Source organism: Nocardiopsis sp. LDBS0036 (genome assembly GCF_041228755.1).
Lineage (GTDB): Bacteria > Actinomycetota > Actinomycetes > Streptosporangiales > Streptosporangiaceae > Nocardiopsis > Nocardiopsis dassonvillei.
Genome location: NZ_CP141103.1, coordinates 881,873 through 895,586 on the forward strand (window position 1 = coordinate 881,873; position 13,714 = coordinate 895,586).

The window sequence follows — 13,714 nt, forward strand, 5'->3', positions numbered from 1 at the left end:
GGGCGGGCTGGATGGGCGTGGATGTGGCTGCGGTGCGGGCGGACACCTCTGGGGTTGGGCAGGCGGCGCATCTGGACAACGCGGGGTCGTCGTTGCCGCCGGACGTGGTGGTGGAGGCGGTGGTGGATCACCTGCGCCTGGAGGCGCGGGTGGGGGGTTACGCGGCGGCCGAGCTGGCGCAGGCGCGGGTGGAGGGGTTCTACACCGCCGTGGCGCGGTTGGTGGGTGCGCGCCCGCAGGAGATCGCGTTCACCGAGAGTGCGACGCGGGCGTGGGAGTTGGCGTTCGGGTCGGTGGTCTTCGCCGAGGGGGACCGGGTGCTGACCACGGCCAGTGAGTACCCCAGTAACGCGTTGGGGATGGTCAAGGCGGCCCGTGAGCGGGGTGTGCGGGTGCAGGTGGTGCCCGACGACGCCGACGGGGTGATGGACGTGGGGGCGCTGGAGCGGGAGTTGGCGCGGGGCGGGGTGCGGGTGGTGGCGATCAACCACATGCCCACGCACAACGGGCTGGTCAACCCGGCCGAGCGGATCGGGGCGCTGTGCCGCAGGTTCGGGGTGTTGTTCGTGTTGGACGCGTGCCAGTCGGCGGGCCAGTGGGATCTGGACGTGGAGCGGCTGGGGTGTGACGTGTTGGCGGTGACGGGGCGCAAGTTCCTGCGCGGGCCGCGGGGGACGGGGTTCGTGTACGTGCGGTCGGGGGCGGACCTGGGGGAGCCGCCGGTGGTGGACGTGACGTCGGCGCACTGGGAGGGGCGCGGGTACCGGGTGCGTGAGGACGCGCGCCGGTTGGAGAGCTTCGAGCGCAACGTGGCCGGTCAGATCGGGTTGGGTGTGGCCGTGGACTACGCGTTGGCGGTGGGGATGGAGCCCATCCGGGAGCGGGTGGGGGCGCTGGCCGAGCAGGCCCGGGACCGGTTGGGGCGTCTGGCGGGGGTGCGGGTGCTGGACCGGGGGAGGGTGCGGTCGGGGATCGTGACGTTCGCGGTGGAGGGTGTGGCGGCAGAGGGGGTGCGTGCGGCGCTGGGGGAGGCCGGGGTGCGGGTGAGCGTGTCGCGGTTGTGGAACCAGGTGTGGGAGCCCGGTGTGGGGGTGGACGAGGCGGTGCGTGCCTCGGTGCACTACTTCAACACCGAGGCCGAGGTGGAGGCGTTGGCGGACGCGGTCAGGGGGGTGTAGGCGCGCCGGGGCCGCGGTCTTCGCCGCGCGAGGGTCGGCGTGGCGGGCCGGGTGGCGGATGGTCCGGTCGTGGGCGCCGGGCGCTCGGGACGCGAGCGGGTGTTGACGGTGCCCTTGGGGCAGGGGCCACACTCGCATCCATGAGCACCCCACCGCCCCGCGAGGGGCTTTCCCGGGGGGAGTTCGCCCGTGCGAGCGGGCTCTCCCCCAAGGCGTTGCGGTTGTACGAGCGCTCGCGTCTGCTGGTCCCCCACCGGGTGGGGGCGGGCGGGCACCGCGTCTACCTCGCCGCCCAGGTGGAGCGGGCCCGGAGCATCCGCCTGCTGCGTCAGATGGACATGCCCCTGGCGGTGGTGGCCGAGGTGATGGCCCAGGAGGGCGGGCAGGCCCTGGAGCGGGCCGAGGCGTGGTGGCGGGCCCAGGAGGAGGCGCTGCGTTCGCGGCGCGCGGCCCTGGCCGAGCTGCGCCTGTCCTGGGGCGGGGCGGCCGAGCGGGCCCCGGAGCCGGTGTGGCGGGTGCGCGGTGAACACGTGGCGGCGGCCAAGGTGGCGGCGGTCCGGGTCCGCACCGACCAGCAGAACCTGGTGGCGACCCTGCACGGGCGGGCGCGGGCGCTGCGCCGCCTGCTGGTGGGGCAGGGCGCGCGCCCCGGCCCCGGGTTCTGGGTCGTCTACCACGGTGCGGTGACCCCGGACGGGCCCGCGCCGATCGAGGTGGCGGTGCCCTTCACCGGACAGGCCGAACCCGAGGGGGAGACGGTGATCCGGGTGGAGGCCGCCCACGTGCGCGCGGTATGCGAGGTCAGGCGCGGCGACTGCTTCTATCCGCGGATCATGGGCGCCTACCGGGCGGTGGAGCGGTGGATGCTCCAGCGCGGCGCGCACGCGGCGGGGCCGCTGCGTGAGGTGTACGAGGCCTCCTGGGACGAGGTGGACCGGGACGCGGTGTTCGCGCTGGTGGCGCGGCCGATGAGACAGGCGGGACGCGGATGAGCGCGGTGGACGTGGACCGGTGGGCGGCGCACACCCCCTACAGCGATCCGGGTCGGCACGCCGGCGTGCTGGCGGGCCTGCCGGGGGACGTGGCGGGGCTGGGTCGGGTGCTGCGCGGGGTGGTGACCCACTACCGCGGCGGCGGGCAGGTGTTCACCGGGGCGCGGTTGGCCGAGATCGACCACCGGTGGGTGGAGGCGATGCTGGCCACCGACCAGGCCCGCTGCCCGGGGCCGTGGACGCGGCCCCGGGCGCGGCCGCTGGTGGGGTGCTGTCGTGATTTCGCGCTGGTGACGGTGGCGGCGCTGCGGGAGCGGGGGGTGGCGGCGCGTACCCGGGTGGGGTTCGCCTCCTACTTGCACGAGGGGTTTGGGACCGACCACGTGGTGAGCGAGTACTGGGACGGCGGTCGGTGGGTGTGGGCGGACACCCAGCTGGACCCGGCGGGTTCGTGGCCGGTGGATGTCCTGGACCTCCCGCGTGCGCCCGCCGCGCGGGGCGCGGTCTTCGCCAGCGCGGCGCAGGTGTGGCTGGCCCACCGGGCGGGGGAGGTGGACGCCGACCGCTACGGGGTGCACCCGGACCTGCCGTGGCGGGGTGCGGGGTTCGTGCGCGCCTACGTGTTGTTGGAGTTGGCGCACCGTCAGGGCGAGGAGGTGTTGTTGTGGGACACCTGGGAGGCCATGCAGGCCGAGGACGACGGGGTGTTCGACGAGGTGGCGCGGTTGCTGGTGGCCGCGGACGGCGGGGACGGGGCCGCCGAGCGGGAGTTGGCGTGCCGGTACGCCCGTGGGGGGCGGTTGAACCCGGGAGGGCGGGTGCTGTGCGCGTCGCCGTCGGGGTTCGTGGGGTGGGTGGACCTGGAGCGGCGGGTGGTCGAGCCCGGGTGAGCGGGTGCGGGCCGCCGGGGCGGGGGCGGCGCGGTTCACACCGGCAGGAGGATCAGCAGGGTCGGCAGTGCCAGGAGGAGCATGAGGCATCCTCCGGCCGCGGGGGTGGTGGCTCGGGGCGCGGTGGCCTCCATGTCCGCGATCATGTGCTGTTGGGCCGGGCAGCCCGGGGTCACGACGTCCTCACGGCTGAACACGCGACAGGGCAGCCCCGTCATGAACTCGGCGTCGTACTGGCGCCCGCACAGGGAGCAGCGGGGGTCGTTCGGCTTCACGGTCGTGGTCCCTCTCGTCGGAGTTCGGCCCGTGCCGCGCAGCCCTGGCGTCGGCCCCTGGGCCTGGTGGTGGGGGCGTGGCCGACCGGTGCGGGCGCACGGCACGGCTTCACGTTCCTCTCGGACAGGACGGTGCCGGGGCGGCCCCGGCGGTTCGTGTGAGCGCGGCCCTCGTCGTCGGTGCGGCGGGTTCTGCCGGTCGCTCCGGGCAGGCCGCGGTTCTCCCCGGCCGGGGGTGGGCCCGTCGCCGCGTCAGGGGCCGCGGTGGACACGGTCGAACGCGTGCCACGGGGGGTTTCAGTCGCGGACGGTCAAGGGGGTGTGCTCGTGTACGGCGGGGGTGGGCTTGCCGGTGAGCGCCCCCGCCAGCAGGCGGCTCGCCCCGGGCAGGCGGGTCAGGCGCAGGGCCAGGCGGCGCAGGAGCAGTTGGGCGCGGGTGGGGGGCAGGAACCAGCGGGCGGTGCGGCGGGCGGCGCGCTGGCGCTGTTCGACCTCGGGGCGCCACTGGTGCTCGTAGCGGCTCAGTCCCTCCTCGACGGTGGGGGCCGAGGCCAGGTGTTCGGCCAGGACGAACGCGCCGCCCACCGCCAGGGAGGCGCCCTGGCCCGCGAGCAGGGAGACCGCGCCGCAGGCGTCGCCGAGCAGGACGGTGCGTCCCCGGCTCCAGCGGGGCACCACGCTCTGGGAGACCTGGTCGTAGTAGACGTGTTCGGGGTCGGGGCAGTGCTGGAGGGCGCGGGGCACCAGCCAGCCCAGGTCGGCGTGGGTGCGGCGCAGTTCGGCGCGCGGGTCGGCGGGCCGGTCGGGGGTGGGGCTGCGGTGCACGGTGAAGGCGGCTACGCGGCCGTCGCGCAGCCCGTACAGGCCCATCTGGGCGCCGGTGGTGTCGGTGAGGTAGAAGCCGCCGTCGATCCGGGCGTGGATGTCGGGGTCGGTGAAGACGAAGGCTGCGGTGTGGAAGCCCAGGTAGCGCAGGTGGTCGGTCGCGGAGCCGAAGACCTGGGCGCGCACGGTGGAGTGGATGCCGTCGGCGCCCACGAGCAGGTCGCCGGTCAGGGTGCGGCCGTCCGCGAGGGTGACCTCGACGGTGTCGCCGTGGTCCTGGACGCGGTGCAGGGCCGCGTCGTAGCGCACCGGCACGTCGGGGGGCAGGGTTTCGCGCAGGGCGCGTTCGAGGTCGGGGCGCATGAGGGAGACCACGCCCAGGTGGGAGAACTGTTGGATGCCCAGCGTGGCGCGGGGGGCGCCGTCGCGGTCGACGAAGGTGGCGTGGTCGATGTCGTAGCCGAGTTCGCGCAGGCGGGGCAGTAGGCCCATGAGTTCGGCGGCCCGGTAGCCGGGGCCGAAGAAGTCGATCATGTAGCCCTGGGTGCGGGGGCCGGGTGCCTGTTCGAGGACGGTGACCTGCCAGCCGTGGGTGTGCAGGCGGTGGGCCGCGGCCAGTCCGGCGATTCCGGCTCCGCAGACGATCGCTCTCATGGGTGTGCTCCTGGGGTGTGGTGGGTGAGCAGGCGGCGCAGGACGGGTTCGATCTCGGTGGAGGTCAGGTCCGGGGTGAGGGCGCGGTGCAGCAGGACGCCGTCCAGGGTCGCGGCCAGGACGGTGGCGGTCTGTCGGGGTTGGGGGACGCCGGCGTGGGCGAGCCAGTCGGTGAGGTGGCGGCGCATCAGGTCCAGGACGCCGGTGACGGCCCGGCGCAGGTGGGGGTCGCGGGTGGCGGCCAGGTAGGTCTCGGTGACCAGGTGGGAGGCGGGGTCGTCGCCGGGGTAGCGGTCCAGCTCGCGCAGGATCAGCGCGAGTCCCTGGTGGGGTGTGGTGGTGGGGCCCAGCAGGTGGACGGCCTCCTCGACGATGGCGGTGATGGCCTGGGTGGCGGCCTGGGTGAGCAGGGCCTGGAGGGAGGGGAAGTGGTAGTGGACCAGGCCGGGGCCCACGCCCGCGCGGTCGGCGAGTGTGCGGGTGCTGACCGCTGACCAGCCGCGTTCGCTGATGAGTTCGGCCGCTGCCCGGAGCAGGCGGCCTTTGACGTCCTCGCCGCGTGGTGCCATGTGCGTCCCGCTTCTTGGTCGATCGCCTTGGGCGAATGTATTGGTCACTCGCCCAATTCCGAGAATGGCACAGCGCCCGCCCCCGGGGCAAGCCGCGGAGGCGGGCGCGCACGAAGAAGAAGGGGGTGTGAGGTCCCCCGTGGTCCTCACACCCCCTGTCGGTTCTGCCGGGTCAGGCGGTGGCGCCGCCCTGGCCCAGGAGGATCTTGCGCGGCTGGGCCTTGGTGGCGACCGGGACGCGCAGGGTCAGGACGCCGTCGGTGTGGTCGGCCTCGATGTGCTCGGTGTCCAGGTCCTGCCCCAGGCGCAGGCGGCGGGTGACGGTGCCGGTGGGGCGCTCGCCGACCAGGACGCGGCCCTCCTCGGTCCGCTCGGGGCGCTGGGCGCGGACGGTGAGCACCGAGCCCTCCACCTCCAGGTCGATGCCGTCGGCGGGCACGCCGGGCAGGTCGATCCGGACCACGAGGGCGTCCTGGGTGCGCACCGCGTCCATGGCGGCGTTGCGCGCGGCGGAAGCGGTGGAGGTGGTGACGTCGAAGGGGATGGTGCGGGTGAGAAGCATGGAAGAACCCCCGAAAAACCTCGGCTTGATGCTGATGGACTCAAGTTTATTGACGACTTTGGGCGCGTCAAGGCGGTGTGGGCCACCCCACACGACGACGCCCCAGGCCCCGTGTGCGTCGGGGTCTGGGGCGTGGAACGCGTGGTCAGCGGGTTCGGGCCAGGGTGATGATCTCGGGGCTGGACGCGGTCAGGGGCGAGCGGTCCCAGTTCCCGAACCGCTCGACGGCCCGCAGCCCGGACCGCTCCAGCAGCAGGTCCAGGTGGTCGGCCTCCACGAAGCGCAGGGTGCTCACGGTGCGCAAGGGGAGGGAGGAGTCGGAGCGGGTGGTGGTGCTGGTGAAGGTCACCAGTCCTTCGGGTGTGGGAGCGGCGGCGTCGTGGACGTCGCTCACGCGCACACCGTCGGCGGTGGTGACCTGGTGCGGGTGGGCGGGGGTCCACCTCTGCCAGGCGCGCGCGGCCGGGTTGCGGGTCTCGAAGGCCACCAGGCCGCCCGGGGCCAGGGCCCGGCGCATCGCCCGCAGCGCGGCGCCGACCTCCTCGTCGGCACGCAGTTCCTGGAAGGCGTGGCCGGTCATGGTGACCAGGTCGAACTCCTCGTTCCAGGTGTGGGCGGCCAGGTCGCCGCGCACCCAGGAGACGGCGTCGGTGCGCCCGCGGGCCACCTCCAGCATGGCCCGAGCCGGGTCCAGACCCACCAGGTGTCCGGTGTGGCCGCGGGTGCGGGCGCGGTGGAGCAGACGGCCGGTGCCGCACCCCGCGTCCAGCACGCGCGGGGCGGCCATGACCAGGTCCAGGTAGAAGTCGTCGCCGGGTCCCCACGGGCTGAGGACGTCGTAGAGGGAGGCGACGTCGGGGGAGTCGTAGGGGTTGTGGCTCATCGCGCCAGTGTGGCAGCGGGGCCGGGGGGCGACCACCGGGTTTTCGCCCGTCCCGACCGGCGCGGGGTGCGGCCACAGCAGGCGGGGCAGCCCGCCCCGGGGGCGGACCAAGTACGCCGGAAAGCGGCCTCCGGGAAGGCCGCGTCGACTTCGTCGGGGAAGCCTCCCGCGGCCGTCCCCGGCAGCGTTGCCCGGGGCGCACACGGCCCGGCGCGCGGCGGGGGCGCGGCCCTCTGCCGCCTACCGGGCCCGCGTACGGGCGCCGAGCTGCTCGGCCAGCCGCGCGAGTTCGGCCGCCTCTGCGGGTGAGGTGTTGCTGAGTCCGCTGTGCACGGCCGTCGGGCTCCGCAGGAAGCGCCGCAGCGCGGCCACGAGCAGGCCTTCCGGCAGGGTGTGCAGCGCGGCCAGCCCGCGGGGCACCGGCGGCCCGGGCAGGGCGGTCAGGCTCCGCCGCATGAGGCGCAGCATGGCGCGGACCGCGCCCGGGTCCTGGGACAGCGCCACCGGGCCGCCCGCCGTGTGCACCGCCTGCCCGAGCGGTACCCCGAACGCGGCGTGCGTCGTGAGCCAGGCGTCCATCCTCGGCTCGATCCTGGTGTTGATCCCGGCGGTGCGGAACGTCCGCACGATGCGTTCGAGTCGCGGGGTGGTACGGCCGTCGGGCTCGCCGATCGGTGTCGCGACCCGGCAGGTGAGGAAACCGGGCGCGCGGTAGCGGACCACGTCGCCGTCCATCGTGCCGCCGGCCGTGCCGAAGCCGAGCAGCACCCGCTCGTGCCCGATCACCGCGCCCAGCGGCTCCGGGCCGCCAGCCCAGTTGTGCAGGAACAGCACGTCACCGTCGAGGCCGGCGAGCGACTCCAGCACCGCGTCCGCCTGGTGGGCCCGGACCAGGACTGCGGTCAGGTCGTACCCGCCGTCCGGCTGCTCGACCACCGGAACCGGCACCCGCCGGACGGCCCGGCCGTCCTCCTCGACGAGCTGCACGCCGTGTCGGCGCAGGGCGGCCAGGCGCCCGCCCCGGGCGAGGAGGGCGACGTCGTGCCCGGCCTCATGCAGGCGGGCTGCGAACACGCTGCCGAGGACCCCGGCACCGTACACGAGTATTCTCATGGCCACCTTTTCCGTACGTTCGTTTAAATCATACGTTCGTTTGAATCAGATGTCTGTAGTGTACGCAGGCATGGCACCACCTGACACCCGCACCCAGATCCTCGACGCGGCCGAGCGCCTCTTCGCCGAGCGCGGCTACCGCGGCACCTCGGTCCGCGCGATCACCGACCTCGCCGGAGCGAACCTGGCCGCCGTCGGGTACCACTTCGGGTCGAAGGCGGAACTCATGTCCGCGGTCGCCCGCCGGGTGGTCGAGCCCATCAACGCCGCGCAGTGCGCCGGGCTCGACCGGCTACTCGCCGAGACCGCGGACCCCGGGGTCACCGAGCTGGTGGAGGCGTTCGCGGGGCCGCTGTTCGACGGGATGCCGGCCGGCGACGAGGGCGGCGCCCGCCGGTCCCGGCTGATCGTGATGATCCTCAGCGACCCGGCCGAGGAGGTGCGCAGCTGGGCCGGTGCGGGTCAGGACACGGTCCGTGAGCGCTACCTGGCCGCCTTCGCGCGCGCACTGCCCGGCCTCTCCCCGGAGGAGCTGTGGTTCCGGATGCGGGGTGTCCTCGCCGTGACGGCCGTGGACCGTGTCGAGGTCCACCAGCGGCCCACCCCGGACTGCCCGTCCCCGGAAGCGGGCGAGGCGGCCCGGCGCTGGGCGGTCACGTTCCTGGCCGCGGCGATGGGCGCACCGCCGACGGGGCCCTGACGGGCCGGGACGGCCGCGGTCGGACGGGCGGTGGCGCAGGTCGTGGTCCGCATGGTGCGCCCCCTCCCTGCTGGTCAGGGAGTGTCGGCGACTGCCATGAGCCGCGGGATGTCCCCGACGATCACGCCCGCGGCCATCGCGGTGATCTCGCTGGGGTCCAGGCGCGGTGCGACCTCGGCCATGTCACCGCCCACTGCGCGAACGGGCCTGCGCCGCTTTGGGGGCCGACCGGCCGGGGCTGGCGCGCGAACTCCACGCGCTCGTCGACGGCCTGGCCCTGCACGTGGTGCCCCTCCCCGGCGACGACGGCCGGTGGGCACCGGAGGTGCTGCGGCTGCGCGTCCAGCAACTCCAGGCAGGCCGGGGCTGAGTCCCGCTCCGCCGCCCTCCCGTGTCGGGGAAGGCGGCCGACCGCGACGGTGGGGCGGCGGGATGCGCGCCCGGCGGGGCGCGCCCCCCCGTGTTAGGGCTGGAGCAGGGCCTTGGCGGCGCGCTCGGCGTCGTCGAGGGTGTTGTACAGGTGGAAGGACAGGCGGGTGCGGCCCCCGCGCTCGGTGGTCACCACCCCGGCCCGGGCCAGGCGCTCGGAGGCGCCGGGCAGGTCGACGCTGGTGATGGCCGAGTGCGCGGGCTCCTGCCCCAGCGCCGCGCGGAAGTGGTTGGTCAGGGCGGTGTTGTGGGCGCGCACCCTCTCCAGGCCCGCCTCCAGCAGGACCCGGCTGGAGGCTGCGGCCGCCACGGCCGCGAACCAGTTGGGCGAGGTGTCGAAGGCGCGGGCGGTCGGCGCCGGGTCCATCCGGGCGGCGTACATCGCCGAGGCGGTGTCGCGGGCGGCGGCCGGGCCGGCGTTGTTGGGGCGCAGCCGCGCGCGCAGGCCGGGGGACAGGTAGGCCAGGGCCAGGCCGCGCGGCGCCATGAGCCACTTGTAGGCCGAGGCGATCAGGGCGTCGAAGACGGTGGCGTCCAGGGGGGTCCATCCGGCGGCCTGGGTGGCGTCGGCCACGACCAGGGCGCCGTGGGCGCGGGCGGCCGCGACGATGTCGCCGGTGGGGGCCAGGAGTCCGTTCGCCGAGTGCACCGTGCTGAAGGCGACCAGGTGCGTGCGCGCGTCCACGGCCTGGGCCAGGCGGTCCAGGGGGACGGCCTCCACGGTGACGCCGCGGTCGGCCTGGGCCTGCCAGGGGAAGACGATCGAGGCGAAGTCCCCCTCGGGAACCAGGACGCGGGCGCCGTCGGGCAGGCTGGCGGCGATGGTCCCGGCGATCTGGGCGGTGCTGGCGCCCAGGGTGAGGTCGTCGGCGGGCGCGCCCACCAGGGCGGCGAGGTTGACGCGGGCCTGTTCGAGTTCGCGCCCCCAGGCCGCGGGGTTCCCGGTGGCGGTGTGCCAGGAGCGCACGGCGTCGGCCAGGGCCTGGTGGGCGGGCCGGGGCGGGATGCCGTACTGGGCGGTGTTGAGCCAGACGGTGTCGGTGCTCCACAGGTCGGTGATGGTGTCGTCCATGGGTACCGAGTGTGTCAGGCGGTGGTGGCCAGCGCGATGTGGAGGCTGTGCTCGACGATGCCGAGCATGAGGGCCCGGTCGGGGTAGCCGCCGTCGAGCAGGCGCAGGGGACCGGCGACCAGGGACAGGTGCAGGGCCAGTTCGTACAGGGCGGTGCGGGCCGGGTCCAGGGGGCGGGTGGCCAGGCGCGGGTGGTGCCCGCCGAAGCGCAGGCGCAGGAAGGCGTGCTCCCACTCCACGTCGAAGAACATCAGCCCCTCGATGTCGATCAGGACGGGGGCGCCCTGGGCGTCGACCAGGACGTGGTCGGGTCCGAGTTCGCCGTGGATGAGCGCGTGTTCGCGGCGGGGTTCCACGCGCGCGGCCAGGGTGTGCAGGGTGGCGGTGAGGCGTTCGCGGCTCCGGCGCATGCGCGGGTCGCGGTGGGCGGCCTCGTCCAGGTCGGTCAGGGCCCGGTCCAGGACCAGCTGGTGGCAGGAGGGGGCGTCGGCGGCGCCGCCCGCGTCCAGGTGGGCGACCTTGCCGAAGGCGGTGTCGGTGCTCGCGTGCATGGTGCGCAGGTCGCGGCCCAGGCGGTCCAGGACCGGACGCGCGGCGCGGGGGTCGCGGTGCAGGAGTTCTTCGAGGGTGGGACCGGGGACGTCCTCGAGGACGGCCAGGCAGCCGGGGCGGTGGGCGCCGCTGGTGTCCAGGGCGTACAGGCGGGGGACGCGCACGCCCAGGTCGGTCAGGGCGCGGTGGGCGGCGGTGAACAGGTCGGCGCCCGAGGCGTGGGAGAAGGGGTCGGCCGGGTCGGCGCCGTGCGCGGTGGCGGGCCAGTAGTCCTCGCTGTCGTGCCACAGGTAGGCGATGACGGTGGTCTGGTCCAGAGCCAGGCGGTAGACGCCCTTCTTGGAGCCGCCGCGCAGGCGCTGGACGGCGCGGGCGGGGCCGGGGCGCCCGAGCAGGTCGGGGACGGCGCGGGCGAGGTCGACGGCGGGCGCGCTCATGGCACTCCTGAGGGGTGTGGTGGGGTGGGCGGCCATCCTCGCACGGCCCCGGCGGGGTGTGCCCGTGGTTTTGGCGCCGACCACTCGCCGCGGGCCGGAGCCGCGAGCCCGGCTCAGTCGACGCGGCCGTCCCGGCCGGCGGCGGGTGGGGCCGCGCGCCGCCGGCGCTCGTCGGCGCGGGGTTCAGGCGCGGTCGATGGGGGACAGGACGCGGGAGAGCAGGTCGGCCAGCTGGGCGCGTTCGTCGCCGGTCAGGGGTCGCAGGAGGTCGGCCTCGCGGTCGAGCTGTCCGGCGAAGAGGGTGTCGGCCAGGGCCTGTCCGCGTTCGGTGAGGCGGACCTGGACCTCGCGGCGGTCGCGTTCGAGGGGGGTGCGGGTGATGAGCCCGGCGGCCTCCAGGCGGGTGAGGCGTTTGGTGGTGGCGGCGCCCGAGGAGATGGTCTCGCGGGTGAGCTGGCGGGGGCGCAGTCCGTGGGGGGAGCGGCGCAGGGCGGCCAGGACCTCGAACTCGGGGCGTGTGACCTCGGCGTCGGCGAGTCCGTCCTCGGTGGCGTTGTTCATCAGGGCGGCCAGGCGAAGGACGCGGCCCATGGCGGCCATGCTGGTCAGGTCCAGGTCGGGGCGCAGGCGCGACCAGCTGTCGAGGAAGCGGGAAACGGCGTCGCTCATGGTGTCCTTCGCGTGTGCGGCGGGGCCGGTCGCCGGGTGCGGGCGGGCGTGCCCGTGGGCGGGGTGCCGGGCGGAAGTGGGCGGTCTCTCCCCCCGCGGGGGTTCGTCCGGCCCGCAGAACATCCTAAGATAATTTACTTGTGAATTACTTTTATCGCCTGTGGGGTGCGCTACGCCGCACCCTCACCACCCGCGGGGCCTTCGCGCCCAGGCCCGTGCGCGGCAACGTCGCCGTCACCGCGCTGCGCGCCGGAGTGTGCGTGGCCCTGCCCCTGCTGGCGCTGCACGCCGCGGGGCGCATCGACCTGGCCCCCTACGCCGCCATGGGCTGCTTCACCGCCCTGTACGCGCGCGACGACACCTACGCCCGCCGCGCCCGGCTCCTGGCCGTGGTCGGCGCGACCCTGACCCTGGCCGTGGCCCTGGGCGCGCTGGTCTCGGCCGCGCTCCCCCACCCCCTGGCCGCCATCACGGTCGTGGCCCTGGTCGCCGGAGGGGCCAAGTACCTCTCCGACGCCCTGGAGTTCGGCGCCCCGGCCGGGCTGATGTTCGTCTTCGCCGCCGGGGTGGCCGCCTACAACCCCCAGCCCCTGACCGCGCTGCCGGTGGTGGCGGCCACCACCGCGGCCGCGGCCGCCCTGTGCTGGGCCCTGGCCCTGGTCGGCGCCCTGGTCCATCCCACCGCCCCCGAACGCCTGGCGGTCGCCCGCGCCCTGCACGCCCTCGCCCGCCACCTGCGCCGCCCCGCACCCCCCGCCCGCACCGGTGCCGAGACCGCCCTCCACCAGGCCTGGCACGTCCTGCTGTCCTCCCCCGGGCACACCCCGACCCGCCAGGCCCTGGAGGTCCTCACCGCCCGCGCCGAAACCCTGCTCACCGGAACCGGAGACCGCGTCACCGACGCCCGCGCCGCCGCCGAGATGAGCGAACTGGCCCGCCGCCTGCGCACCGAACGCGCCGTCGAACCCCTGGTCGGCGCCGACGAGCACGCCGCCCTGTCCCAGGCCGCCGCACACCTGCGCCGCCACCACGCACCCCCGCCCGGGGCGGTCGAGCGCCTGCGCGCCGCACTGCGCGCGCCCTCGCCCACCCCGGTGTCGGTGGTGCGCATCGTCCTGGCCTGCCTGCTGGCCGGTGCCCTGGCCTGGGCGCTGGGCATGGGACACGGCTACTGGGCCGCCGTCTCGGCCGGATCGGTCCTGCAGGCCGTCAACGTCACCACCACCTGGCACCGCACCCTGCAACGCGGCGCGGGCACGGTCGTGGGCGTGGCGCTGGCCGCCGTGCTCTTCAGCCTGGACTACTCCCCGCTGGGCGTCATCGCGCTGGTGGTGGCGTGCCAGATGGCGGCCGAACTGGTGGTGACCACCAACTACTCCTACGCCATCGTGTTCGTCACCCCCCTCACCCTGGCCCTGTCGGGCCTGGCCGACGCCGACCCGGGCGCGGACGGGCTGGCGGCCGAGCGGCTGTGGGCCACCGTGCTGGGAGCCGCGGTCGGGCTCCTGGTGTGCGCGGCGGTCGCCAACCGCCGCGCCGGGGACCACCTGAGCCAGGCCCTGGCCGCGTGCGAGCGCGAACTCGCCCGGGCGCGGGAGTGCGCGGGCGCCGACGCGGCCGCGCGCCGACGCCTGGCGCGCAGCCTGGTGGCGCTGCGCGCCTCCCACGCCCTGGCCGAGGGGGAGCCGTGGCTGGCCGGGGCGTGCGCGCGGGAGGTCCAGGACGTGGAACGCCGCGCCCGCGCCCTGCTGGACGGGGCCGCCCTGCCCGGCCGAGCGGTCGGCGCCCTTCCGGAGTGAGGCGCAGGACGGAACCCACGGCAGGGCGAGGCCGCCGGCGGCTGCCAGCGCGGGCCGGGAACGCCGTCGACCACCGCGGTCCATGCCGCGAAGCGGGGACCACACGAGGCCGCGG

General features: G+C 75.4%; 15 protein-coding genes. 6 read left to right on the forward strand and 9 right to left on the reverse strand.

Going from position 1 to position 13,714, the window contains the following annotated elements:
• The first annotated feature begins 11 nt into the window (after positions 1–11).
• The 3 genes from UIS43_RS03545 (at position 12) to UIS43_RS03555 (ending at position 3,060) form a co-directional block, all read left to right on the forward strand.
• Positions 12–1,178 (forward strand): aminotransferase class V-fold PLP-dependent enzyme, encoded by a 1,167-nt coding sequence (locus tag UIS43_RS03545; protein WP_370012443.1) that lies wholly within the window; start codon positions 12–14, stop codon positions 1,176–1,178.
• A gap of 140 nt (positions 1,179–1,318) precedes the next feature.
• On the forward strand, positions 1,319–2,170 hold the full coding sequence (locus UIS43_RS03550) for a MerR family transcriptional regulator (RefSeq protein ID WP_013153008.1): 852 nt from the start codon (positions 1,319–1,321) through the stop codon (positions 2,168–2,170).
• Positions 2,167–3,060, forward strand: coding sequence for a transglutaminase domain-containing protein (locus tag UIS43_RS03555; RefSeq protein ID WP_013153009.1), 894 nt, complete (start codon positions 2,167–2,169; stop codon positions 3,058–3,060). Before UIS43_RS03550 ends, UIS43_RS03555 begins: the two co-directional genes overlap by 4 nt.
• Before the next feature lie 35 nt (positions 3,061–3,095).
• Here UIS43_RS03555 and UIS43_RS03560 read toward each other — a convergent pair whose 3' ends face one another.
• From UIS43_RS03560 to UIS43_RS03585, 6 genes are all read right to left on the reverse strand, one after another.
• The gene (locus UIS43_RS03560; protein ID WP_013153010.1) at positions 3,096–3,335 is read right to left on the reverse strand and encodes a hypothetical protein; all 240 of its coding nucleotides are present in this window, start codon (positions 3,333–3,335) and stop codon (positions 3,096–3,098) included.
• A 297-nt stretch (positions 3,336–3,632) separates the two neighbouring features.
• Entirely contained in the window at positions 3,633–4,814 is a 1,182-nt protein-coding gene (locus UIS43_RS03565) for an FAD-dependent oxidoreductase (RefSeq protein WP_071622044.1), read from the reverse strand.
• Positions 4,811–5,383, reverse strand: a complete 573-nt coding sequence (locus UIS43_RS03570; RefSeq protein WP_013153012.1) for a TetR/AcrR family transcriptional regulator — start codon at positions 5,381–5,383, stop codon at positions 4,811–4,813. Before UIS43_RS03570 ends, UIS43_RS03565 begins: the two co-directional genes overlap by 4 nt.
• A gap of 172 nt (positions 5,384–5,555) precedes the next feature.
• Positions 5,556–5,945, reverse strand: a complete 390-nt coding sequence (locus tag UIS43_RS03575; RefSeq protein WP_013153013.1) for an Hsp20/alpha crystallin family protein — start codon at positions 5,943–5,945, stop codon at positions 5,556–5,558.
• A 145-nt stretch (positions 5,946–6,090) separates the two neighbouring features.
• Entirely contained in the window at positions 6,091–6,828 is a 738-nt protein-coding gene (locus UIS43_RS03580; protein WP_071622045.1) for a trans-aconitate 2-methyltransferase, read from the reverse strand.
• Positions 6,829–7,068: 240 nt separating this feature from the next.
• Positions 7,069–7,941: a ketopantoate reductase family protein gene (locus UIS43_RS03585; protein WP_370012447.1), complete on the reverse strand. Its 873-nt coding sequence runs from the start codon at positions 7,939–7,941 to the stop codon at positions 7,069–7,071.
• Positions 7,942–8,011: 70 nt separating this feature from the next.
• Here UIS43_RS03585 and UIS43_RS03590 point away from each other — a divergent pair, with 70 nt between their 5' ends.
• Together UIS43_RS03590 and UIS43_RS03595 are read left to right on the forward strand one after the other, a co-directional pair.
• Entirely contained in the window at positions 8,012–8,641 is a 630-nt protein-coding gene (locus UIS43_RS03590) for a TetR/AcrR family transcriptional regulator (protein ID WP_013153015.1), read from the forward strand.
• A 217-nt stretch (positions 8,642–8,858) separates the two neighbouring features.
• Positions 8,859–9,011, forward strand: coding sequence for a hypothetical protein (locus tag UIS43_RS03595; RefSeq protein WP_156910836.1), 153 nt, complete (start codon positions 8,859–8,861; stop codon positions 9,009–9,011).
• A gap of 93 nt (positions 9,012–9,104) precedes the next feature.
• Here UIS43_RS03595 and UIS43_RS03600 read toward each other — a convergent pair whose 3' ends face one another.
• The 3 genes from UIS43_RS03600 to UIS43_RS03610 form a co-directional block, all read right to left on the reverse strand.
• Positions 9,105–10,142: an aminotransferase class V-fold PLP-dependent enzyme gene (locus UIS43_RS03600; protein ID WP_370012450.1), complete on the reverse strand. Its 1,038-nt coding sequence runs from the start codon at positions 10,140–10,142 to the stop codon at positions 9,105–9,107.
• Positions 10,143–10,156: 14 nt separating this feature from the next.
• The gene (locus UIS43_RS03605) at positions 10,157–11,131 is read right to left on the reverse strand and encodes a phosphotransferase family protein (RefSeq protein WP_013153018.1); all 975 of its coding nucleotides are present in this window, start codon (positions 11,129–11,131) and stop codon (positions 10,157–10,159) included.
• Between the two features lie 183 nt (positions 11,132–11,314).
• On the reverse strand, positions 11,315–11,800 hold the full coding sequence (locus tag UIS43_RS03610; RefSeq protein ID WP_013153019.1) for a MarR family winged helix-turn-helix transcriptional regulator: 486 nt from the start codon (positions 11,798–11,800) through the stop codon (positions 11,315–11,317).
• Between the two features lie 140 nt (positions 11,801–11,940).
• Here UIS43_RS03610 and UIS43_RS03615 point away from each other — a divergent pair, with 140 nt between their 5' ends.
• Entirely contained in the window at positions 11,941–13,599 is a 1,659-nt protein-coding gene (locus UIS43_RS03615; RefSeq protein ID WP_370012454.1) for an FUSC family protein, read from the forward strand.
• The last annotated feature ends 115 nt before the right edge of the window (positions 13,600–13,714 follow it).

Coding starts and splice junctions, on each gene's coding strand:
- UIS43_RS03565 (WP_071622044.1), bottom strand. CDS start 4,814: ATGAGAGCGATCGTCTGCGGAGCCGGAATCGCCGGACTGGCCGCGGCC.
- UIS43_RS03585 (WP_370012447.1), bottom strand. CDS start 7,941: ATGAGAATACTCGTGTACGGTGCCGGGGTCCTCGGCAGCGTGTTCGCA.
- UIS43_RS03545 (WP_370012443.1), top strand. CDS start 12: ATGGGCGTGGATGTGGCTGCGGTGCGGGCGGACACCTCTGGGGTTGGG.
- UIS43_RS03580 (WP_071622045.1), bottom strand. CDS start 6,828: ATGAGCCACAACCCCTACGACTCCCCCGACGTCGCCTCCCTCTACGAC.
- UIS43_RS03600 (WP_370012450.1), bottom strand. CDS start 10,142: ATGGACGACACCATCACCGACCTGTGGAGCACCGACACCGTCTGGCTC.
- UIS43_RS03555 (WP_013153009.1), top strand. CDS start 2,167: ATGAGCGCGGTGGACGTGGACCGGTGGGCGGCGCACACCCCCTACAGC.
- UIS43_RS03575 (WP_013153013.1), bottom strand. CDS start 5,945: ATGCTTCTCACCCGCACCATCCCCTTCGACGTCACCACCTCCACCGCT.
- UIS43_RS03550 (WP_013153008.1), top strand. CDS start 1,319: ATGAGCACCCCACCGCCCCGCGAGGGGCTTTCCCGGGGGGAGTTCGCC.
- UIS43_RS03605 (WP_013153018.1), bottom strand. CDS start 11,131: ATGAGCGCGCCCGCCGTCGACCTCGCCCGCGCCGTCCCCGACCTGCTC.
- UIS43_RS03590 (WP_013153015.1), top strand. CDS start 8,012: ATGGCACCACCTGACACCCGCACCCAGATCCTCGACGCGGCCGAGCGC.
- UIS43_RS03570 (WP_013153012.1), bottom strand. CDS start 5,383: ATGGCACCACGCGGCGAGGACGTCAAAGGCCGCCTGCTCCGGGCAGCG.
- UIS43_RS03610 (WP_013153019.1), bottom strand. CDS start 11,800: ATGAGCGACGCCGTTTCCCGCTTCCTCGACAGCTGGTCGCGCCTGCGC.